We start from the raw sequence: 21,434 nt of genomic DNA on the forward strand, positions 1-21,434 counted from the left end.
GGCTGGTGATGGTTTTTTGCACCCACTTCATCTGGGCGTTTCTTGGCCCAGTTGCCTTGGCGGCCGAAGACTCGGAAACGCTCGTACCGGGGCCCAGCGGTGTCGGCACACCCGAAATAGCTGGGTCTGCCTGGGCAAGGGCACTTGTCCAGCCGCTGTCTAGCACCTTGAAGGCAGCACTTGAATCAAGTGGCCCAGTTCAGGCGCTGTCGGTTTGCAGTATTCAGGCACCGCTTATTTCGGCCGCGGTGGCGCAGCAGGCCGCGCCGGACAGTGGCTGGCAGCTCGTCGGGCTCGGTCGTACCGCGCAGAAACTACGGAACCCGGACAACGCACCGGACGACGACGTTGCCGCAGTTCTCGATGACTTCATGGCAAGTCACCAAAGCGGTGAGCCGCCACCATCACGTGTTTTGCGACCGGATACCAACAGCCTGATCTACCTCCAAGGCATACCGACACAACACGGCTGCCTTGCTTGCCATGGTGCGTCCTTATCACCGTCGCTGGAGCGGAGAATTGATGTGCTCTATCCAGAAGATCGTGCCACTGGATTCTCAGAAGGAGAACTGCGAGGCACATTCTGGGCGCGATGGGAGCTGACCCGACCAGCGGAGTCACGGCTGTCGAACAAATAGAAAGCGCCTATCAAGACCGTAGAAACGAATCATTGGACTGACTGATGCGTCGAGACTAGCCTATCTGCATACCTATGGGGGTATATCTCGCCTTGTTTGAGCAAGGCAGTTTGGAACAGGCTCCGAACCGATTTCTTTCAAATGACGCCCCGGCGCTTTCAGAACCAGAGGAAACGACTAATGGCTATTCGCATCAACGAAACAGTGCCCAATATTGATCTGCAGACGGATCAGGGCGACTTCAAACTCCATGACTTTATTGGTGACAAATGGACAATTTTGTTCAGCCACCCCAAAGACTTCACGCCCGTGTGTACCACTGAATTCAGTGCGGTCGCTCAACTTGCTGATGAATGGGCCAAGCGGAATACGCAGGTTATCGGGCTGTCCGTGGACGGCGTTGAAGAACACAAGGCGTGGAAAGTCGATATTGAACAGTTCGGCGGTGCGAAGGCCGGTTTTCCGATCATCGCCGATGAATCGCTGGAGGTATCCAAGGCGCTCGACATGCTGCCCGCTGATGCCTATTTGCCAGATGGAAGAACGGCTGCCGACTCTGCAAGTGTTCGGGTCGTTTTCATCTTCAGCCCCGACAAGAAGCTGCAATTGTCGATGACCTACCCGATGTCAGTTGGGCGGAATTTCGCGGAAGTGCTGCGTGCTCTGGATGCCTTGCAGGCCACCTACGGGGAGCCGATCGCCACACCTGCCAACTGGCAGCACGGGCAGGACGTCATTGTGGCTCTGTCGCTGAACGATGACGATGCCAAGGCCAAGTTTGGCGATATCGACATTAAGTTGCCTTACCTGCGCACGGCGAGTCTGGGTGACTAGAGTTAGACCAATTACTGGGTTTGCTCCGGCGTACGCTGGAGGAAAACCGCATAGTCGGTAGACGGATTGCTCTGTGGGACACGCGACATGCGAATCTCATCCGGCGCTCACCATGAGTCGAGTGAGATGGTTCCCGCTGGCTGCCGTGGCCATCGTCTATTTAGTAGGGAACGTGGCAACGGCTGACGGGCTTGGGCGCATGGAATGGCTGGTCGACGTGCGTTACGACATTCCAGAGGTCACAGTCGATGAGGCAAAGGTTGCGTTGGCAAATGACCCCGCCGAGTGGGTGGTATTGGATGTTCGCGAGCCCGACGAATTCGCGGTCAGCCACTTGCCCGGTGCCGTGCGCATCCCGCCAGATGCCGATATCGAGACGTTTACACAAGTCGTCGGAGACACGCTCGCCGACAAACGCGTGCTCTTCTACTGCTCAGTCGGGCAGCGTAGTACCAAGGTGGCTAGTCGCATGGAGGACGCTGTGCGCGAGGCGGGCGGCCAAGGCGTTGCCAATTTGCGGGGCGGCATTTTTCGCTGGCATGGCGCGCATGGGCCACTCGAGAACGCCAGTGGGCCGGTGGATCGTATCCATTCCTACAACGCGATCTGGGGCAAGTTGATGCCACGCAAGAACCCGCCCGAAGTGGACACCGATCAAACGGAGGAGAGCTCATGAACCAAGTGTTTCAAAGGACCAGACCAAGATGGCTCGCGCTGGTGATGGCCGGCCTGATGGTCGTCACGCAAGCGTGTTCCGGCCAGGCCGCACCCGAGGCATCCGTGCAATTTGTCACGGTGGACGCTGCGGTAGCCGCCGCACAAGATGGAATCACCGTCATCGATGTGCGCACGGATCGCGAGTGGGCCGCAAGCCACTTGCAGGCTGCGCAGCATCTGCCGCTGTCCACGCTGGATGAAGCGCTGCCAATGTCGGACCTGGATCGCGGCCAGCCCGTGTTGCTGCACTGCAAGTCTGGTGGGCGGGCGACACGGGCCAGCCAGCAGTTTGCGCAGGCTGGCTTCACCGACATTCGGGTGCTCAAACCTGGTGGCTACGCCGAGCTGGCCGCCGCCGGGCTGCCCACCGAACCCGACGATGAGTAGTACCCTACAAGCAGGATTCTACGAACGGCGCATCCTGCCGTGGTTGATTGACTGCGCCTGCGGCCTGCCGGCCGTGGAGCGCCAGCGCGCAAAGGTGGTACCGCTGGCCAGCGGCCGGGTGCTGGAAATCGGCATCGGCACTGGTCGCAACCTGCGCCACTACAACGTCAGCCAAGTGGACTCACTGCTCGGTTTGGACCCATCACTCGCCTGGCATCCGCTGGCAAAACGCCGCCTGGCCAGCATCGACCTGCCAGTTGAGCCGTTGGCGCTCTCGGCAGAAACAATCCCATTGGACGACGCCAGCGTGGACAGCGTTGTATGCACCTACACCTTGTGCACGATTCCCGACCCGCAGGCCGCGCTGGCCGAATTTCGCCGTGTGCTGAAACCCACAGGCAAGCTGTTATTTTCGGAACACGGGCTGGCACCCGACGCAACGGTGCGCCGGTGGCAGCACCGAATCGAGCCGATCTGGAAGCCTTTTGTAGGGGGGTGTCACCTGACGCGCGACACGCGCGGCCTGCTGCTGGACAGCGGCTTTGCGATCGATGACATCGATCAGCGGTACCTGCGCGGCCCACGTCCCATGACGTACAACAGCCGCGGCGTCGCGCACAAGCGATGACGGCAAACAAACGCCACACCATCGTTTTGGTAGGTGCCGGGCACGCCCACCTGTACATCGCCAATCAAGCGGCGGACTACGCGAAAGTCGGCGCTGAGGTCGTGCTGATTGACCCTGGCAAGTTCTGGTATTCCGGCATGGCCACAGGCTTGCTCGGTGGCCGTTACGCACCGGAGGACGATCAGATCGATCCTGATGAACTGATCCGGCGGCGCGGTGGCCGCTTCATTCACGACCGGGTTGATGCCGTGGACACGTCAGCACGCCGGCTCACGCTGAGTTCAGGCGAGACCATCGACTACGACTGGCTGTCGCTCAATGTGGGCAGCGAGGTGGACGTCAGTGGTCTGGAGCCTGCCGGAAACGGTCCGCGGATCTGGCCTGTCAAGCCGATCCCTCCGCTCTACGAACTGCGACAACTCCTTGAGCAGACCATGCGAGAGACGGGCGAGATGCCTCCCGTTGCAGTTATTGGCGGTGGTGCAACCGGCAGCGAACTGACTGCCAATCTAGCCGGCCTCGCCCGGCGTGCAGGCGTGTTGCCGAACGTCACGCTCATCACCAGCAGCGAGCGCCTGCTACCCGATGCCCCGTCCGGCGCGTCCCGCGCGTTGCTGCGTGTCCTCAAGGGGTTTGGGATCAAACTGCGTCTGCGGATGCGTGCAAGACGCATCAACGCGCGCGGTGTGGAATTAGAAACCGGCGAATCCATCGCGTGCGAGCATGTGCTGGCCGCTGTGGGGTTGCAAGCCAAGGCCCTCACCCGCGAACTGGGCCTGAGCGCAAGCCGGGCAGGCCTGCGTGTCAACAAATACATGCAATCCGTGGACGACGCGCGTGTATTTGCCGCAGGCGATTGTGCCGACTTTGCGCCGCGTGACCTACCCAAGCTGGGTGTGTTCGGTGTCCGGGCCGCCGCCATCATTCATCACAACCTGCTTGCGAACGTTCAGGGAAAGCCTCTCAAGGCCTACAAGCCGCAGCGCATATGGCTAGCCATCCTGAATCTGGGCGATGGACGCGGCTTACTGACATGGTGGAGGTTCTGGTGGCTGGGGCGCATCGCTGATTGGCTGAAGGACCGGATTGACCGGCGGTTTATGGAGAAGTATCGAGCTTGACCGGAGAGATTTAGGTAGCGCCGTGCCCATGCGATAAGGGTGGCACGCTAGCGACAGACGAGATTTGACCGGCAGCTTTGGGCTGTCTGCGGCCTGTTCAATCGGTAGACTGCGCGCATCGGTTGTTGGTCAAGATCGGAGTTAAAAAACATGCCGCAGAATGGCCAGAAAGTTACGAAACAAGAGAAATCGGTAGATGAGTATTTTTCGGCTCTGTTGAAAGAGATGAACACGCCGGAATCAATAGCGGCTGTTGATGCACTCTTCGACATGTCAGCCGAGGACCTCGGCGCGTCACACAACCCGGACTGGGCTGATCGGCAGCCAGAGAGTTAGCCACTCGAAATTGTGCCTTGGCCGGCTCAGCAACTCGAGCGCCGTCGGTAACCTGCTGTCCACGCGTGAACAGATCAGCAATAGACATGGCCGCCGAGCCATTGGCGTAAAACCGCCAAGCCGATATTCAGATTTATGACAGCCTTGCTCTGAAATCGCAGGTCTACCTGCGAATCATCGTTCGGGATCATTCCGGAACGATTGGATTCCGCAATGCTTGGAGGCTGGAGCAATGGCTCGAAAACCCGACAACACTGATGAGGAAATCTACCAGTACATCAGTGACTACTTTACAGAGCACGGGCGGGAGCCAACTGTCGCCGAGCTCTCCCGTGAAATTGGCGGCAGCAATGAGCGCCTGGGACGTGCGCTGAGAAAATGGCGCGCTGATCGAATGCGAGCGCGCGATGCTATGCATCGAATCCCTGATCGATTCTTGAAGCAGGCAGAACACGCATGCGCTTCCATGTGGGTGTTGTGTGAGACTTGGGCGAACGATCAGATCGAGCAAGCGATAGCCGCTTCCGACAAACGCACCACTGAGTTGGAACGCGACCTAGATCAAGCGCTGCAGCAGGTCGACGAAATTAGTGCTCGGCATGAACAGCTTCAGACGCTCTCTAGCTCCACCCAAGCGGACATCAAGGCGGAGCGCGAGGCGCGTCTGATTGCGGAGAGTCGACTCGAGGAGCTTCGCCGAGCTTACGAGCTCCTCAAGGCGTCTCCCGCAGTCAACGGCGCATATCGGACGGATTTGGTGCAGTGTGCAACCTAGCCCCGAGAGCAATAGTCACCAGCGACCGACCTTCACCAGGTGTGGTCTCAGGTGGCCCCGTCGTGGTCGCTACATGGTCTCAACGGGAATCATGGACCCGAGAGGCGGAATCGAGCAGCAGTCATGAGATGAGGCAGATTGATGTCCAAAAGACATCAAGACTGCTTGATAAACTACGCTAAGTGCTTGATTTGGCGCGCCCGGCAGGATTTGAACCTGCGACCCCTGCCTTCGGAGGGCAGTACTCTATCCAGCTGAGCTACGGGCGCTTTGACTCTTTCTCTTCGCAGATTTTATCGCAATGACTCTTGCCTTCGGAGGGCAGTACTCTATCCAGCTGAGCTACGGGCGCGTGGTGCTGTACAGCAACAAAGGTAGGTGTCGTATGCCGCCCTTTGCGCAGGGCGCGATTGTACGTGATCGCGAGCAGAGACGGAAGTTAGCGTTTGCGAGGGCCTGCGTTGAGATGGCGCCAATTTCGGTAATGGGCCAGGCAAAGTAAAGTTGCGGCTGTGCCGACCATGAGTGGCTCCAGTGCATGGGGTACTTTTGAGGCCAGCAGCATGGCTGCCAGCCCTAACAGGCCAAAGAGCGCTGGTTGAGCGCGACGGTGGCGTAAGAAACCAGCCGTCAGAACCGTAACGCCGAGGGCGATGGCGCCGAGTTTGAGCCAGGGTTCGTAATCTGGGCTAAACACTAAGGCGCCAAACCCCGCGAGTGCCATCCAGGGCATTAACACCGGCAGTAAGCAATGCACGGCGCAGAGTGCACTCAGCAAGATGCCCGCCCAGTCTGAATGCTGAGCTAGCGGGGCTGGTGCCTGCGCGTGTTGAGTATGTGGGGTTCTAGGGTGCAAGGCTGGTGCGCTCTTGGGTTGGCTGGCTGTTGGGTAGGTCAACGAGTAGGGCACAGTACTCAGCCACGACGATGGCGCTCCTCAATTTCGCGGGCTTCTTGTTCTTCAACGCTTAAGGTCGCCACGGGACGAATATCCAAACGCGCAATACCGATGGGTTCGCCGCTGACTTCGCAGTAGCCGTAATCACCGGAGTCAATGCGTAGAAGGGCCTGGTTGATTTTCCGCAATAGCTTGCGGTGACGGTCTCGGGTACGCAGTTCCAAGGCTTGGGACGACTCGCGGCTAGCGCGGTCACATTCATCGCCCACTTCAAAATGCGCATCACTGCGCATGTCATCGATAGTGGCTTGAGCTTCAAGCAATAACTCCTCACGCCAGAGCTGCAACTTGCGCCGGAAGTAGTCGCGCTGGCTGGCGCACATGTATTCCTCGTCCGGTGTGGCTGGTTGGTACCGCATTTCCAGCGCGGATGGGCGCTCCGCTTGCCCTGAGTTGGCTGCGCCTGAGGCCACGTTGGAAGTCATGGTTGGGAAGGGATTACTCATGCAGGCATGCTTCTTTAATAATTAGTGATATGTTATAACAAGTTATCCGTAGAAACATTGCTATGACTCAAGACGACCTCGACCAACGTTCCACCGATGCTTCCAATGCATCCCTACCAGTGACGGTGCTCTCAGGTTTTCTCGGTGCCGGTAAAACCACGCTGCTCAATCATGTTCTGCAAAACCGTGAGGGCTTACGTGTGGCTGTCATTGTTAATGACATGAGCGAAGTCAACATTGATGCCGACTCGGTCAATCAACAAGTCAGCCTGAACCGGGCCGAAGAGCGCCTGGTGGAAATGTCTAATGGCTGCATTTGTTGCACCTTGCGTGAGGACCTTTTGGATGAGGTGTCCCGTTTGGCGCGTGAGGGTCGGTTTGATGCATTGCTGATTGAGTCCACTGGCATCTCGGAGCCACTGCCCGTGGCCGAAACCTTCACCTTCAGAGATGAACACGGGCAGTCGCTCAATGACATTGCACGGCTGGACACCATGGTGACGGTGGTCGATGCCGTGAATTTTTCCCAAGATATGGAGCGTGCAGACGACCTCCATGATCGCGGCCAAAGTTTAGGTGAGGACGATGAGCGCACCGTGGCCGACTTACTCATTGAGCAAGTGGAATTCGCGGATGTCATTGTGCTGAACAAGCTGGACCTGGTGAGCCAGGCCGAAGCTCAGCGGCTGCAGGAGGTTTTGCGTAGCCTCAATCGGCATGCCCGGATTGTGACAGCACAGTTTGGACGCCTGCCCCTGGCGGAAGTTATCAACACAGGCTTGTTTTCTATGGAGCGAGCCCAGCAGGCCCCAGGGTGGCTGGCCGAACTGCGCGGCGAGCATGTGCCAGAAACCGAGGAATACGGCATTGGAAGTTTCGTCTACAGGGCGCGCCGTCCATTTCATCCCCAACGCTTCTTTGATCTGATGACGGCCAACAACTGGCCGGGCACATTGCTGCGCTCCAAGGGTTTCTTTTGGCTGGCGACCCGGCCGAATTTAGCGGGTGAGTGGTCGCAGGCCGGCGGCATTCTGCGCTATGCCCCTGCTGGCTATTGGTGGGCTGCTATTCCGCAAGAGCACTGGCCAGAAGACCCGATCACACGAGAAAAGATCATGCAGAAAACTCTGGATGAGGTCGGTGATCGGCGGCAAGAGCTGGTATTCATCGGTCAGGGGCTGGACGAGCAAAGGATGCGCTCAGAGTTAGATTCGGCGCTGTTAACCGATGCCGAGTGGAAGGCTGGCCCTACCGCGTGGGCACAACTTGACGATCCTTTCCCGGCCTGGGTGAGTGAGGAGGCGGCCTAATGACATCCTCAGCCGTTGCCGCCTCTACATTCAGTCCCATTGGGGTCAGCAGTGAGCAAGCGGCGATTTGGGCCGAGATTTATGAGCCCACCGTGAACCTGGCCTGCTGGCAGCGTAATGGCGATGAAGCCATGCACGATGCGGCGCAGTCCATCGTCACCGCCGCGCCCTATCTTGGTGTGCGCGCATCTGGGCAGCCCCAGGCTTTATGCGAGGAACTCAAGGCGCGTCTGCCACAGGGGGCGGCAGCGTCTATGCTCATTGCCGACATAGAGCGGTTACTGAACATGATGATGGATCTATTCGAGCCGCCTGCATTGGGCTTGCGGTTGGAAGTGGCCGATCGGGCCAGTTGCCCTCGGTTTCATGTGGACCGCTTGGGCGTGCGCCTCGTCTGCACCTATCTCGGGCCTGCCACCCAATGGCTGGAGCACGCCGGCGTCGATCGCAGTTGGTTGGGGCCGCGTGCCGCCGAGGTCTGTGATGAGAGCTGTGGCCTGATTCGCCCCGGCTATGATGTTCAAAGCGTGCAAACGGGTGATGCCGTGCTCCTGAAGGGCGAGGGCTGGCATGGCAACGATGGTTGCGGGGTGGTGCATCGCTCACCCCCATTGCTTCCGGGGCAACGCCGCTTGGTACTCAGCGTCGACCCAGCAGGGGCATAAGTCTGTGGGGCAGAACTTAGAGCAGGGCAGTAAACTAAGGGCGGATTGGAGAGATAGCTATGCCTGACACTGCACTACAAAACGCAGAAAAAATCTGCCGCGAGCGCGGTGTGCGTCTCACGCCTCAGCGCAAACGCGTCTTAGAGATTGTCGCCAGCAGTCTACGGCCACTGGGTGCTTACGACATCATGGCCGCTATGGACGAGGCCGATGGTCGAAAAACTGCTCCGCCCACGGTGTATAGGGCCTTGGACTTCCTCCTAGAGCAGGGTTTGGTGCACAAGATTGCATCGCTGCATGCCTTCATAAGCTGCCATCATCCCGACCATGATCATGCCTCGCAGTTCCTGATCTGTAAGGATTGCGGCCGAGTGGACGAATTGGAAAACGACAGCATCGATCAGGGCGTCCAAAATGCGGCGGCGGCGGTCGGCTTCGTGGCCCAGCAGCAGACAGTAGAAGTGCTGGGCCGGTGTGTGCAGTGCCAGAGTTGAGCCGCTAGCCCTCAAGACCTCATCTGCACCTTTTGCCGGGCCGCCCATTGGGCAAAGCGGCGTACCTGGGGGTCGGCTTGTAGCCGCTCTAAGGTATTGAGCTCCCGCCCCAGCCGGTTCTCATCATGAAATCGATGAATAGCGCGGTGGCAGGGTTTGCACACCCATACTCCGCGGCTGCGCATATCGGCCTTGTCGAAATGCCGTCTAAACCAAGGCTTGTTGTGGTTTTTGCGCGGTATGAGGTGATGAAAAGTCAGCCAAATGACCCGGCCGCAGAGGGCGCAGGGTTGGTCTTTGGGCGCCTGTGGCATTACTGCAGACGCGCAAAGCCCTTTTTCACCAGGGCTTGGTAACCCGTGGGTAGTAAGCGCTGGATGAGATCAATGGCGACGGCGTCCGGGCCTACTAATACCCGGGCCTTGTTTTTGCGGGCAGCCTTCAAAATGGTTCTTGCAGCCTTGTCGGCGCTGGTAATAAATAGCTCCTCAAACTTTTGTTTGGCGCTGGCCTCATCTTGTTGCGATAGGCGTTGCACACTGGGGTCGAAACGCGCCTTGCGGGCAATAGCGGTTTTGATGCCGCCGGGGTGCACGCAAGTCACACCGACCGCGGCCTTTTCCAGTTCCAACTCCATACGCAATGCTTCGCTGAAGCCGCGTACCGCGAACTTCGTGGCGTTGTAAGCGCCCATGCCAGGTTGTGCGATCAGCCCGGACACACTGGACGTATTCACAATTTGGCCCCGACCGCTGACCCGCAGGGCGGGTAAAAAAGCGCGGCAGCCATGCACGACTCCCCAATAGTTGATGTTCGTAATCCATTCCAAATTGGCCTGCGTGCTTCCCTCTAATGTGCCCGAGAGGGCCACGCCGGCATTGTTGAACAACAGATCCACACGCCCATGCTCGGCGAGCACGTGCTCGGCCCAGGTATAGATGGCATCCCGCTCGCCGACATCGACCTGATGCTGGGTCACCGTCACGCCTGGGTTTACGCTAGCCGCTGTTTGCGCGAGTCCATCCTCATCAACATCGCACAGGGCTAGATGACAGCCTTCAGCCGCCAGTAAGCGAGCCAGCTCTCGGCCCATGCCTGAGCCTGCGCCCGTAATGGCAGCGACATGATCTTTGTATTGCTTCATGGTGTCTCCAAAGTGATGCAAGCTTGTGCTACGTCGACAGTAGGCCTGCTGTGTGCGTGAGCGCGTGCGGTGCTCGCCATGTGCGCCTGAGGTGTATGCGGCCTCAGCAAGCCGCGCTGCTGGCAGTGTCTGCACTCAAGGTTTTTCGCCAAAAGCTCAGCGTTTTGATACTGCTGTGGGTGCGGCCAATATCGGTCCACGCGAATTGGCAGCGGTGTTGCGGCGCTGGCGCGTAACCGCGCCGCGTCCAAAATGCCGAGTTGCCTTGGTAGTGGGCTGGGCGGCGGGGGTCTGTTGCTGAACGGTCCACCGCACAAAAAACGCTCTCAGTCAGCCCCAATGAGCGCGCATGCGCCTCCCGCCTTCTGAAGAACTCGCGGCCTAGGCCCTGTCCTCGGTAAGCCGGTAGCACTACCGATTCGGCGCAATAGAACATCTGCTGTAGGTCTTCGCCGGCTTGCAGGAAGGGTTGCTGCATTTCTGCCGGGGCATCGGCCAATGGAAGCCCCGTTGATGCTCCGATCACTGTCTTGCCGTCGCGCACCACAATGGCCAAGCTCCGGGGGCAATCAACGTAGGCTTGCAGATAACTCTGCTCATACTCTGCCGTCCCTGCATACAGGTAGGGCCATTCCGCGAACACCCGAATTCGAAGGTCAGCCAGGGGCGCTATGACGTCTGCGACCTCTAATCCTGTGTGGCTTGCGATATCCCAATTCATGGTCATGCATTATGCGATGCCGAGCACCGTTGGGGGCATTTCGTGTTGTGCTACGCCGAGTAGTTTGCCGCCGTGTGCCAGGATGTCGCGAGTGCCGTCCGCGCTACACTGCGCAGCATTGCCCCATGTTGCTAAACGCGAGTGCACGGCCTTGTGTGCTCACACGATTCAGCCTTGCTGAGTCGGCTCCGACTATGGAGAGTAATTCGAGGGGGAGCCTAAAGAACCACTGGAAACCGTCTGCATGTCTGCTACAAGTCCTAGTCCTGCAACCCGCCGAGGTCCGATGGACCGCTTCCTCGATACGGTGGAATGGCTGGGAAATTTACTACCGCATCCCGTCACCCTCTTTGCTCTGCTGAGCATTGCCGTGGTGGTATTGTCGGGGCTGCTGGCCGCTATGGGCCTGTCGGTACCGGACCCGCGCCCTGCAGGCGGGACGATCGAGGTGGTGAGCTTGCTCAACGCCGAAGGCCTCCGCCGCATCCTGCAAAACCTGGTGGGGAACTTTGCGGGTTTCACACCACTGGGTACGGTGTTGGTGGCCATGCTTGGCGTGGGCGTGGCCGAGCACTCTGGCCTGTTGTCGGCGGTGATTCGGTCCATGGTTCTGCGGGCGCCACCGCGTTTGGTGACGGCAGTTGTGGTTTTTGCCGGCATTTTGTCGAACACCGCATCCGAAATGGGCTATGTGGTGATGATTCCTCTGGCGGCGGCGATTTTCCATGCCCTAGGTCGGCACCCCTTAGCGGGCTTGGCGGCGGCTTTTGCGGGGGTGTCGGGAGGTTACTCGGCCAACTTGTTATTGGGGACCATCGATCCGCTGCTCGCCGGTATTACCCAGGCTGCGGCGCAGATGATTGATCCCGATTACTTCGTGCACCCGGCTGTGAACTGGTACTTCATGGTCAGCAGCACCTTTCTCATCACCCTACTCGGCACCTGGGTGACCAACAGCGTGGTGGAGCCGCGCCTTGGAAGTTACGACAGCACCCAGGCAGCGGAAGAGTTGGATGCGGGTGGACGGCTGGACCCGCTCACCGCAGATGAGCGTCGTGGTCTGCGCCAAGCCGGACTGGCTGCAGGGCTGCTGGCCTTGGGTATTGCTGCCTTGGTCTTGCCCGAGGCTGGAGCCTTGCGAGACCCCCAGGCTGACACCACCTTGGGGGCCATCACGCCCTTTCTGAAAAGCATTGTGGCTTTGGTGTTTGTGGTCTTCGTCATTCCCGGTTTCGTCTATGGTCGGGCGGTGGGCAGCATGCGCAATGATGTAGACGCCATCAATGCCATGTCGAAGGCTATGAGTAGCCTGGGTCTGTACATCGTATTGGTGTTCTTCGCCGCCCAATTTGTGGCCTTTTTCAACTGGACGCAGTTGGGGCAAATCATTGCTGTACTCGGTGCCCAGACCCTCACCGACATCGGCCTCACGGGGCCAGCGGTGTTCTTGCTATTCATTCCCATGTGCATGTTGGTGAACCTCAGCCTGGGCTCGGCATCAGCGCAGTGGGCCGTCACAGCACCTATTTTCGTGCCGATGCTGATGCTGGTGGGCTATAGCCCGGAAGTGATCCAAGCGGCCTATCGCATTGGTGATTCCACCACCAATATCATCACGCCCATGATGAGTTACTTTGGGCTGATCTTGGCCTTTGCTACCAAGTATGTGCGCGACCTGGGTATTGGCACCCTGATCGCCACCATGCTGCCCTACAGCTTGGTGTTTGCCCTGGGCTGGACAGCGTGGTTCTTTATATTTGTGTTTGGATTGGGTTGGCCGGTAGGCCCAGGTGCGCCGACTTACTTTACGGCGGGCTGAATGCCGTCTTTGAACTTAAACACGCGGTCACGCCCGAACTGGGACAATTTGGCGTCAACTCTGAAAGCGCTGAACATGGAGAATAGTGATTATGAGCAGCACAGCATCCACCACTGGCTTAGTGCCTCGCTTGGAAGAGTTGAGCTGCAGGCAGCTGCTGGACCTGTACCCCACCCTTGAGGCCCCCAGCCTGGCAGAGATGCACGGCGAGTATCAGGCGCGTGTGCTACGGCAGGCCTCGCTGGTCATTAGCTTGCTTGGCAAGCTGTCTCTGAACAACCCCATTTCAGGGCAGTGGCAGGCGAAGGGATTCAAGCCTTTGAGTGCAGAAGAAGGCTTGGGCTACAACGGCTTTGCTCGGCGCGGTCAATGGCTGACGCGCTACCCCATGCACCTGAGTATTGCGCCCTCTATATTCGATCAGCAACCCTGCCTGCGCTTGGACTACACCGTCTATGCATCGCTATGGGGGCGAGTGAAGATGGTGGACGAGGTTCGTCGCGTCGGGGAGGGCCAATATCTAGGCTTGGGCACCATCGGCGTGCCTGGCTTCCTTCGGTACCTGCCCATGCCCTTCATGTTGCTGGGGCCGGTTCGGGAGTATCGCGGGCCAGAAACTCCGCCACAGCTACGTTGAACACATCCGCGAGCGGAGCACGATGGCTCCCCGCCGGAGCACAGCTGTCGCAGCATATGGGTGTGGACTGAGGGCAGGGCGGTGTAACACCACCCTGCCATGCCAGATTGCTAGCGCAGCGGCTTATTCGGTGCAGACTTAGCGGGTGAGTACTTCGCGTAAGAAGCTCGAGGCCTGGCGCCAGGAGTCTTCATCGGCGGCTTGGTTGTATTCCAGCGGTAAGCCGAATTTTTCTCCAGTTGCGGTGGCCGTCGGGCTGGTGAAGGAATGTTTGGCATTGGCGTAGCCCACGTACACCATGTCGGCTTGGGCTTGCTGCATTTCCTGGTTAAAAGCCGCTACGGCATCGGCCGGCACGAAGGGGTCGGATTCGCCGTTGAAGACCATGATAGGGGCAACAACATCACCGGGCTGTGTGCCCTCCTGGGGGTTCAAGCTGCCATGGAAGCTAACAATGCCAGCCAGGTCCACTCCGGCGCGCGCCATATTGAGCACCACGCCGCCACCGAAGCAGTAGCCAATGGCGGCAATGCGATCGGCTTTGACATCGGGCCGACTGGCGAGAAGGTTCTTTGCCGCCAAAAACCGTTCTTGGACAGCACCTTGCTCTTCCATTACGGCCATCATGAAGCCTTTGGCGTCTTCTGGGTGGCTGGCCAGCTTGCCTGCTCCGTACATATCCAAGGCCATGGCGACGTAGCCCTGGGCAGCGAGCATGTTGGCGCGTTGGCGCGCGTAGGCGTTATGGCCCCACCATTCGTGCACAACGATCACTGCCGGAAGTGGGCCGCGCAAGCTGTCGTCTTTGGCGATATAGCCTTGATAGTTTTGGCCATCAATCTGGTACTGCAGGTTTTGGCCTTGAACGGCTGCCCACAACGGGCTGCTGAACAAAAGCGTGCATAGGACGGTGGCTACGAGGCGCATAGAGCCTTCCTTGTTGTCAATGAAAGTTGTGTGATTCAAACGCAAAAGCCCCAGCCAAACAAGTTGGCCGGGGCCCTAGGGTAATGTTGGCAGGCTTAGGCAGATGCGCGCTTGGCGTCCAGGCTAATCTGCCCGGCCCCATGGGCAGCTAAGAGTAGAAAGCCGCCGGCTAAACCAATGTTCTTGAAGAACATGGCGAATTGGGTGGGGTCGGCCAGCTGAAAGTGGAAGAGTAGGGCAGACGCCACAGAGAAGCCTGCCAGTGCCAATGCGCTCAGGCGTGTGAAGAGCCCGGTCATGATGGCCAAAGCGCCGAGCACCTCGAGCACGATGACGGCGGGTAACAGTATTCCAGGAATGCCTACGGACTCCATGAAGGCTTGCGTGCCCTCGTACTGGCTAATTTTGTTGAGGCCGGCCAGCAAGAACAATGCGGCCAGGGCGACGCGGGCGATGAGATCTAGAGTGGGTGCGAAACGAGTCATGATGTTCTCCAGTGGAAGCAAAATGTGGGTCTATTGAGCCATCGCTAAATGCGAATAAAAAGCGCAAATAACAGCCAAAACCATTCTAAAAATTAGAAAGAAAATTCTCTTCGCTGCGTTTGCTGAGTATTTACGCTTGGCAGCGGTCACCTTTAGGCGGAAACTAAAAGAGTGGCAGCATGCTGCCCAGAGAATTCCTAGGCTGCGGCCTACCCAATGAGGAGACCCCATGCGCCAGCTCTTCCCCCTGGTGGTTTTAGTGTTTTTTGCGGCCTGCCAACCCGGCGGCGGGCGGCCAGATAGCGGCTCTACAGGCTCATCCACGTTGAATACGCGCACAGCGCTCCCGTATGGCTCTGAAACTCCGGTCGCATCCTGCGCCACGCGAGACAGCTTGGAGGGTGGCCGTGCATACCAGGTGATCATTCCCTCCCGCGTCGATGAAGAAGCCATCAGCTTCCAAGTGCATGAGCCCGCCAACTTCGATTGCGGCCAGAAGCACGCGTTAATCCTCGAGGGCCACGGCTACGGCGGTGGCCGGCAAACTGCGGTGGGCAGCTTTGCCCAATACACCGACTCGGGTTATGCGGTGATCAGCATCGACCAACGCGGCTCGCCAGACTCGGGCGGTACCGTGCGCGTGATGGACCCTGACTTCGAAGGGGAAGATCTTGTCGCCATTGTCGACTGGGCCGAGCAACATCTGGACTACCTACGCTACCGCAGCGGCAATCTGCTGCTGGGTGCCATCGGCGGCAGTTACGGCGGCATGTACCAGTATCTGCTACTGAACAAAGATCCCGACCGTCGTCTGGATGCCATCGTGCCGGAAATTGCTCCCCATGACCTCACCTATTCGCTGAACCCGAATGGGGTGGTCAAATCGCAATGGGCCCTCATCCTGGCTGGCACGGCCGATGTGCAAACCACCTTTGGGCAAGATCCCCTCATTCGCGCCACCTTGCTGGAGGGCGGCGTAACCGGTGAATTCCCGGAGGAGGCCATACCATTCTTTGCCTATCACTCCATGCGCTACTTCTGCGAGAACCCGCTGGATCTGCAGCCGGGTGAAGTCGAGGGCGGTACTTCCAGCTATTTGCTAGACCCCCTGTTCCAATTGCTCCCGTTGACCGCAGATGGCAACTTCACGGTGCTGACGCCTTCCCGGCGGAGTGTGCCCAGAGTCGATGCGCTGATCTGGCAGGGGCCGCGGGATGACTTGTTCAACCTCAACGAGGCTTACCGGAACTATGAGTGCCTGGCCAAAGCGGGCGGTGATGTTCGCCTGCTGACTTACAGCTTCGGCCATCATTTCCTCACTCCCAACCTGGGTTTGGCGCTGCAGGCCTTGAATACCCTGGCCAACCCGCTGAATACCGCCTGCGGCACCATCAGCAAAGATGCGGCAGCGTTGGCTTGGTTTAATGACAAGCTTCTGGGTGTTGGCAACGTCGATGATGTGCTGACCACCGGTCAAAACATGTGTTTGTCGCTCACCGAAGGCGATGCCGTAGAACTACCCGACATGCCCATCGGCGGCGAAAACTTCCCCGTAGAGCTGCCGGGGGGGCTGCCTGTACCTGTTGTTATCGCCAATCCGGCCCCTGTTGTGGTGCCCCTGACCACAGCCGGCGATGGCAGCGAAGTACTGGCGGGTATTCCCACCGCAACCTTCACGCTCACCCGTGGCGATCCCATATTGGACGAGTTCTGTTTGGAGGAGTCTGACCCGCTGCTGCGCCTGGGCACCTGCGATGCCACCGTCTTTGCCGGCCTGGGCGTGATTCGTCTCGGCAGCGGTGAGCTTCTACCGCTGGTTCCTGACCTCATTGAAGAACAGGTTATCCCGATTAATGGCCTGGGCACCCACGAGATCGAAATGGTCGGCGTTGCCGAACGCATTCAGCCCGGTGATCAAATCGTGCTGCTGCTTTACGGCCTGAGCGATGCCTTCATCATCTCCACCGCCCGCGACGTCACCGTACCGGTGGTGTTTGTGAGCGGGGAAGTGCAGGTGCCACTGCAGGGCGATTTGCCGAATATCACAACACGCTGAAATTCTGGGCCGGGCGAAGGTTTTTCGACAGCCGTCTCACATAGATCAATATCTAATTGTCAATTTCAAAAGCAATATTGTGTTGATTGGCTTATCGCTCGGCCCTCAAGGTAGCAGGCAGCTTGTGTTGTGTGCTCGGTGGACGGAGTTTTATAACGGCCGGCCTGGGATTTATTGCTGTGTGCGTAGTTGTTCATAACAGAGTGGCCAACTCTAGGGACGGTACAGCGTATTGCCCACCTGCGCGAACGAAGTTCTCTGCCGTTAAGTTGGGTTAATGGCCGCAAAGAAACCAGGATGCCAGGGTAGTCATGTTATGCGGGAACTCGTGCGCCAAAACGCTGTAAGGCGTATTTTTTCTCTTTGCCTGATGTGCGTTACGTGCAGCATTTACGCAGGTGCTCCGAATGAAGGTTGGGAGCTTTTGCGAACTGGAAAGTATACGGAAGCTTGTGATGCATTTGAGGGAGGGGGAAGTGACCCTCTGTTCTTGTATGAGCTCGCTGACTGCTTCTTTCAGGGGCGGGGCAGGCCGAAAAGCTCACAGAAAGCTGAGGCCCTACTGAGGAGGGCTATCGAATTGGGTGCGGCTTTTACATTGGCATCTGAAAGGTTAGCGTTCAGCTTGCTCATCGGACCCGAGGACGAAGAGCGTTACGCTGAAGCAATCGAGATCACGCAAGAGGCGCTCCAGGCTGACGATAAGTCCTACGGTCGTAATGAGTTCAATATAGGGTTGGCATATCTGAGTGGGCGCGGGCTGCCGCAAGATGATCAGCTCGCTGCGAAATGGTTCTCTAAGTCCCAAAAAGAGGGACATTTCCTCGGTGGGATCGCAGTGATTTGTATGGCACGGTCTGACTTACACGAAGTTTCGGTTTTTAGGAGGATTAGAGCGTCTTTGCTCCACTCCTGGAAGAGAACACCTCTATGGCTACGTGGTGACACCTTCACCTATATGCCTCCAGTGAGTACGGGTCTTTCGGTGTTCGATGAAATGACAGGTTTGAATCGATGTAGCTAACAGCTACGGCCAGCCCCATTCTTGTGTTGATGATGGTGGCGGCGCGTTGCGCCATGACTTGCGGGTGTCAAATTGTCGGTGGAGAGAACGTGGTCCGTATTAGTAGTCAGCATTAATAGTTGTTTTTGGTGTTGAGCGGCATAAACGACGCGGTCGATATGTCCTGCCTTTTCTGATGTAAGTTGTTGATCAGACGATTGCACCTTGGTGATCGGCAGATGGAAGCCGAGTCGTTCGTTGCCTGTGGCAGTGGTGCTAGCTGATGATTACGCTTGGGAATAGCATTGTGGCTGCGTTCAAATGGCTGAGAATATTCTTGTGGCTTTGCTCTTCGTGTTCTGGGGTGGTGCCGTTGTTCTCGCTCCTTTCGAGATGAAGCTGAGGCGTGAGCTTCTGAGGCTTATACAGAGGTATGATGAGGCGTTATGGAAGCGTTTAGGTTCCCCTCATAAGGGCAACTTAGAGTCGCTATATGCTGAGTACCTGATGATCGCCTATTGTGTGAGGCCACAGCATCAAACTCAAAGTGTCGAGCTGTCAAATTCCTCACCAATGCTATCTAGATGCGTCGTGATAACAGTCAAGCTTTTTATAGCTTTAGGCTTTTTCTCTGGCGTGTTGCTCGTGATGTACAAGGAGGGTGTACTCAACTGAGTGAGGTGTTTTTAACGCGCATTGTGGTTGTGTCTCGTGTAAACGTGGTTGATTGTGGCTTTAAGCGAGGCATGGGTAGGGATGTGAGCAAAACCTCATCGCAGCAAGAGGGTGACGCCTAATGCATGTAGCCCTAGTGGTGGAGACACTCGGGCAAGGCTTCATCGTTGTGGCGGCTCGCAGTAGGCGTACTTGCTCAGGGGGAGGCGGGGTCATTCGGTGTGTGTCGAGTGAACCTCGTCGCAGATTTGCAGAGCCTGCTACATTCCCTCGTCTAATTGCGACTTCATTGGATTAAGGGTTGCGTGCACTTCGCATCGAAGTGACGCAATCTCGCGCCCAGTCAGTCGCTTGAGGAGATGCAGCAGAGGACAGGCATGCACAGCACTGAGGTTTTGGTAATTGGCACCGGTTTTTCCGGTTTATGCGCGGCCATTCTGGCCAGACAGGCCGGTTTTGAGGTCACCATTCTGGAAAAGGGCCCCGATGTAGGTGGAGTCTGGCGGGAGAACACCTATCCCGGGGCGGCCTGCGATGTGCCTTGGCACCTGTACTCCTTTTCCTTCTTCAAGCGGGTGCGTTTCTCTCGGCGCTATCCGCAGCAGCCGGAGATTTTGGCGTACATGCGCGAGTGCGCTAAGCACTACGGACTATATGACTGCACTCATTTTGGGGTGGAGGTGCAGTCGGCGCAGTGGCAGGAGCACAGTCAGCGCTGGGAGGTGCAGACGGCCGATGGCAAGACGTATTCCGCGCAGAGTTTGATCTCTGGCGTGGGGCAGCTCTCTAGGCCGAGCTGGCCCAACATTCCTGGGCTGAAGGGCTTTTCAGGGCCACTATTTCACTCGGCGCAGTGGGACCACTCGGTGGACCTGAAGGGCAAAAAAGTGGGCGTGATTGGCACTGGGGCCAGCGCCATCCAGTTCATCCCCGAAGTCGCCGAGCAGGCCAGCCAGCTCACCATTTTTCAGCGCAGCGCTCCCTACGTGCTACCGCGTCTGGACGGTACCTATGGCTGGTTGAATCGACAGCTCTTCAAACATATTCCGGGCTATGAGCGGCCATTTCGGTATCTGCTCTGGAAGTCGGGGGAAATGAGCACTGATGCCTTCGATGCTGGAGATAACCGGGTGTCGAAGCTGTACCAGTGGGTGACGCGACGCTTCCGTGAAGCCCAGGTTAAAGACCCGCAGCTGCGCGCCAAACTCACCCCGGACTACCCCATTGGCTGCAAGCGCATTCTGTTCACCAGCAACTACTACCCGGCGCTGTGCCAGCCTCATGTGGAGCTGAACACCGAAGGTGTAGACTGCGTCACCAGCACCGGCGTGCGGGACAAAACCGGGCGCAATATCGACTGCGATGTCTTGATTATGGGCACGGGCTTCAAGGCCACGGAGTTCCTCTCGCCCATGCAGATCACCGGGCGCGATGGCGTGGACCTACATCAGCAATGGAAAGCCGGGGCTGAGGCCTACTTGGGCATGACCGTGCCCAGCTTTCCCAACCTCTTTTTGATGTATGGGCCGAATACCAACCTGGGTGGTAACTCCATTATTTTCATGATCGAGTGCCAGGCCCGCTACATCGTGCAGGCTCTGAAAGCCCTCCGCGATAAAGCCACTTTGGAGGTGAAGCCCGAGGTGCATGAACGCTTCAACGCCCAAACCCAGGATCGGCTCAAGCACACGGTGTGGAATGCCGGTTGTTCCAGCTGGTATCACACCGCTGACGGGCGTATTACCAATAACTGGCCAGGGCGCACGGCGGAGTACCGCGCTATGACGGCGCAGTTTCAGCCGCAGGATTATCTATCTGCTGAGAGCTAATTCAGCGCCAGTCATGGCTGCTCCTTGAGAGCCGCTGCGGACTCAGTTCAAGCGCCAGGCAAACTCAACCAGGCCGGTAATGGCCACGGGTTGGCCATTTTGGGTAGCCGGGGTGAAGTCGCAGCGGCGCACAGCGCGCAGCGTGGCCTCGTCCAAGGAGCGATGCCCGCTGGAGGTTTGGATACGCCCATCCAGAACTTGACCTCGGGCGTCCAAGTCCATGGCAAGGATCACGGTGCCTTCCGCTCCGGTGAGTTGGGCCATACGCGGATACGCGGGCTTGCTGCAGCTGCTCCAGTCCACGCGCGCTGGTGTGGTCTGTGGGACTTCGGGGGGCGCGGCAGCTTGCGCTGCCTGTTGCCGCTCGCGCTCGGCGAGCTGGGCTTGCAGACGGGCCAGGCGTTCTTCGGCGGCGCGTTGCTGAGCGGCAAGTTCGGCGGCCCGGCGCTCGGCTTCGGCCTGCCTTTGCGCTTCGGCAGCTTGCTCAGCCTCCATCTGCTGGCGCTGGGCTTGCGCCGCTTCAAATTCCTGCTGAGCCTGCGCTTCCACTGCGCTCATGCTGGCCTGTAGCTGGGCCTTCAGCTCGCGTAAGGCTGCCAATTCAGCCTCTAGTTCTGCGGGGTCGGCGCTAGGCTCGTCAGTGTTGATGCCAGTAGCCACGATGCGTGGTTGGGCCGGCTCTGAGGAGCCTTGGTCGCTGCTCAGCCATACGGCTAGTCCGACGGCGACGCAGACCAACAGTAAGCCGAGTGCCACCACGTACTCAGCGGAGCCACCAATACTTTGGCGAAGTTGAGCGAAGGCGCTGGTGCTTGCGCTGGTGTTCATG

At 58.2% G+C, this 21,434-nt stretch carries 25 protein-coding genes and 1 tRNA gene; 17 read left to right on the forward strand and 9 right to left on the reverse strand.

The window, feature by feature from the left end:
- The first annotated feature begins 167 nt into the window (after positions 1 to 167).
- The 8 genes from KI787_06405 to KI787_06440 all read left to right on the forward strand — a co-directional run bounded on the left by KI787_06405 (position 168) and on the right by KI787_06440 (position 5,436).
- Complete coding sequence (locus KI787_06405; GenBank protein MBV6629576.1) at positions 168 to 638, forward strand: DUF3365 domain-containing protein; 471 nt, start codon at positions 168 to 170, stop codon at positions 636 to 638.
- 180 nt (positions 639 to 818) lie between these two features.
- Positions 819 to 1,472, forward strand: a complete 654-nt coding sequence (locus KI787_06410) for a peroxiredoxin (GenBank protein MBV6629577.1) — start codon at positions 819 to 821, stop codon at positions 1,470 to 1,472.
- Positions 1,473 to 1,584: 112 nt separating this feature from the next.
- A complete protein-coding gene (locus KI787_06415; protein MBV6629578.1) occupies positions 1,585 to 2,148 on the forward strand; it encodes a rhodanese-like domain-containing protein in 564 nt (187 codons plus the stop codon).
- Positions 2,145 to 2,576 (forward strand): rhodanese-like domain-containing protein, encoded by a 432-nt coding sequence (locus KI787_06420; protein ID MBV6629579.1) that lies wholly within the window; start codon positions 2,145 to 2,147, stop codon positions 2,574 to 2,576. The genes KI787_06415 and KI787_06420 overlap by 4 nt, the downstream gene beginning before the upstream one ends.
- Positions 2,569 to 3,204 (forward strand): class I SAM-dependent methyltransferase, encoded by a 636-nt coding sequence (locus KI787_06425; GenBank protein MBV6629580.1) that lies wholly within the window; start codon positions 2,569 to 2,571, stop codon positions 3,202 to 3,204. The genes KI787_06420 and KI787_06425 overlap by 8 nt, the downstream gene beginning before the upstream one ends.
- The gene (locus KI787_06430) at positions 3,201 to 4,325 is read left to right on the forward strand and encodes an FAD-dependent oxidoreductase (GenBank protein MBV6629581.1); all 1,125 of its coding nucleotides are present in this window, start codon (positions 3,201 to 3,203) and stop codon (positions 4,323 to 4,325) included. Before KI787_06425 ends, KI787_06430 begins: the two co-directional genes overlap by 4 nt.
- A 150-nt stretch (positions 4,326 to 4,475) precedes the next feature.
- Positions 4,476 to 4,661 carry a hypothetical protein gene (locus tag KI787_06435; protein ID MBV6629582.1) on the forward strand — a complete coding sequence of 62 codons (186 nt, stop codon included), beginning with the start codon at positions 4,476 to 4,478 and terminating at the stop codon, positions 4,659 to 4,661.
- A gap of 232 nt (positions 4,662 to 4,893) precedes the next feature.
- Positions 4,894 to 5,436 carry a DNA-binding protein gene (locus KI787_06440; protein MBV6629583.1) on the forward strand — a complete coding sequence of 181 codons (543 nt, stop codon included), beginning with the start codon at positions 4,894 to 4,896 and terminating at the stop codon, positions 5,434 to 5,436.
- A 192-nt stretch (positions 5,437 to 5,628) separates the two neighbouring features.
- On the opposite strand, the gene KI787_06445 is transcribed toward KI787_06440, so the two are convergent.
- The 3 genes from KI787_06445 to dksA all read right to left on the reverse strand — a co-directional run bounded on the left by KI787_06445 (position 5,629) and on the right by dksA (position 6,819).
- Positions 5,629 to 5,705: transfer RNA gene (locus KI787_06445), tRNA-Arg, on the reverse strand.
- 170 nt (positions 5,706 to 5,875) lie between these two features.
- Positions 5,876 to 6,214, reverse strand: coding sequence for a MerC domain-containing protein (locus KI787_06450; protein MBV6629584.1), 339 nt, complete (start codon positions 6,212 to 6,214; stop codon positions 5,876 to 5,878).
- A gap of 137 nt (positions 6,215 to 6,351) precedes the next feature.
- A complete protein-coding gene (dksA, locus tag KI787_06455) occupies positions 6,352 to 6,819 on the reverse strand; it encodes an RNA polymerase-binding protein DksA (GenBank protein ID MBV6629585.1) in 468 nt (155 codons plus the stop codon).
- An 83-nt stretch (positions 6,820 to 6,902) separates the two neighbouring features.
- Between dksA and zigA the strand changes: the two genes are divergently transcribed.
- Genes zigA through KI787_06470 form a run of 3 tightly spaced genes read left to right on the forward strand, consistent with a single transcriptional unit; the run spans position 6,903 to position 9,309 of the window.
- Entirely contained in the window at positions 6,903 to 8,150 is a 1,248-nt protein-coding gene (gene zigA, locus KI787_06460) for a zinc metallochaperone GTPase ZigA (protein ID MBV6629586.1), read from the forward strand.
- The gene (locus KI787_06465; protein ID MBV6629587.1) at positions 8,150 to 8,815 is read left to right on the forward strand and encodes a DUF1826 domain-containing protein; all 666 of its coding nucleotides are present in this window, start codon (positions 8,150 to 8,152) and stop codon (positions 8,813 to 8,815) included. The genes zigA and KI787_06465 overlap by 1 nt, the downstream gene beginning before the upstream one ends.
- Positions 8,816 to 8,874: 59 nt before the next feature.
- Positions 8,875 to 9,309, forward strand: a complete 435-nt coding sequence (locus KI787_06470) for a transcriptional repressor (GenBank protein MBV6629588.1) — start codon at positions 8,875 to 8,877, stop codon at positions 9,307 to 9,309.
- Between the two features lie 11 nt (positions 9,310 to 9,320).
- On the opposite strand, the gene KI787_06475 is transcribed toward KI787_06470, so the two are convergent.
- The 3 genes from KI787_06475 to KI787_06485 all read right to left on the reverse strand — a co-directional run bounded on the left by KI787_06475 (position 9,321) and on the right by KI787_06485 (position 11,174).
- The gene (locus KI787_06475) at positions 9,321 to 9,623 is read right to left on the reverse strand and encodes a hypothetical protein (GenBank protein ID MBV6629589.1); all 303 of its coding nucleotides are present in this window, start codon (positions 9,621 to 9,623) and stop codon (positions 9,321 to 9,323) included.
- A complete protein-coding gene (locus tag KI787_06480) occupies positions 9,623 to 10,453 on the reverse strand; it encodes an SDR family NAD(P)-dependent oxidoreductase (GenBank protein ID MBV6629590.1) in 831 nt (276 codons plus the stop codon). Before KI787_06480 ends, KI787_06475 begins: the two co-directional genes overlap by 1 nt.
- 103 nt (positions 10,454 to 10,556) lie before the next feature.
- Positions 10,557 to 11,174 (reverse strand): GNAT family N-acetyltransferase, encoded by a 618-nt coding sequence (locus KI787_06485; GenBank protein MBV6629591.1) that lies wholly within the window; start codon positions 11,172 to 11,174, stop codon positions 10,557 to 10,559.
- Between the two features lie 244 nt (positions 11,175 to 11,418).
- Between KI787_06485 and KI787_06490 the strand changes: the two genes are divergently transcribed.
- The gene (locus KI787_06490; GenBank protein MBV6629592.1) at positions 11,419 to 12,993 is read left to right on the forward strand and encodes an AbgT family transporter; all 1,575 of its coding nucleotides are present in this window, start codon (positions 11,419 to 11,421) and stop codon (positions 12,991 to 12,993) included.
- A 91-nt stretch (positions 12,994 to 13,084) separates the two neighbouring features.
- Positions 13,085 to 13,630: a hypothetical protein gene (locus tag KI787_06495; GenBank protein MBV6629593.1), complete on the forward strand. Its 546-nt coding sequence runs from the start codon at positions 13,085 to 13,087 to the stop codon at positions 13,628 to 13,630.
- Between the two features lie 138 nt (positions 13,631 to 13,768).
- Here the strand turns inward: KI787_06495 and KI787_06500 are convergent, their stop codons facing one another.
- Positions 13,769 to 14,557, reverse strand: coding sequence for a dienelactone hydrolase family protein (locus KI787_06500; GenBank protein ID MBV6629594.1), 789 nt, complete (start codon positions 14,555 to 14,557; stop codon positions 13,769 to 13,771).
- A gap of 95 nt (positions 14,558 to 14,652) precedes the next feature.
- On the reverse strand, positions 14,653 to 15,042 hold the full coding sequence (locus tag KI787_06505) for a DoxX family protein (protein MBV6629595.1): 390 nt from the start codon (positions 15,040 to 15,042) through the stop codon (positions 14,653 to 14,655).
- A 229-nt stretch (positions 15,043 to 15,271) separates the two neighbouring features.
- On the opposite strand from KI787_06505, the gene KI787_06510 reads away from it, so the two are divergent.
- The 4 genes from KI787_06510 (at position 15,272) to KI787_06525 (ending at position 20,605) form a co-directional block, all read left to right on the forward strand.
- Positions 15,272 to 17,098: a hypothetical protein gene (locus KI787_06510; protein MBV6629596.1), complete on the forward strand. Its 1,827-nt coding sequence runs from the start codon at positions 15,272 to 15,274 to the stop codon at positions 17,096 to 17,098.
- 316 nt (positions 17,099 to 17,414) lie between these two features.
- The gene (locus tag KI787_06515; GenBank protein ID MBV6629597.1) at positions 17,415 to 18,122 is read left to right on the forward strand and encodes a sel1 repeat family protein; all 708 of its coding nucleotides are present in this window, start codon (positions 17,415 to 17,417) and stop codon (positions 18,120 to 18,122) included.
- Between the two features lie 300 nt (positions 18,123 to 18,422).
- The gene (locus KI787_06520) at positions 18,423 to 18,776 is read left to right on the forward strand and encodes a hypothetical protein (protein ID MBV6629598.1); all 354 of its coding nucleotides are present in this window, start codon (positions 18,423 to 18,425) and stop codon (positions 18,774 to 18,776) included.
- A gap of 377 nt (positions 18,777 to 19,153) precedes the next feature.
- Entirely contained in the window at positions 19,154 to 20,605 is a 1,452-nt protein-coding gene (locus tag KI787_06525) for an NAD(P)/FAD-dependent oxidoreductase (protein MBV6629599.1), read from the forward strand.
- Positions 20,606 to 20,647: 42 nt separating this feature from the next.
- On the opposite strand, the gene KI787_06530 is transcribed toward KI787_06525, so the two are convergent.
- Positions 20,648 to 21,433 carry an energy transducer TonB gene (locus KI787_06530; protein ID MBV6629600.1) on the reverse strand — a complete coding sequence of 262 codons (786 nt, stop codon included), beginning with the start codon at positions 21,431 to 21,433 and terminating at the stop codon, positions 20,648 to 20,650.
- Position 21,434 lies beyond the last annotated feature (1 nt).

It is taken from the genome of Oceanococcus sp. HetDA_MAG_MS8 (assembly GCA_019192445.1).
GTDB lineage: Bacteria > Pseudomonadota > Gammaproteobacteria > Nevskiales > Oceanococcaceae > MS8.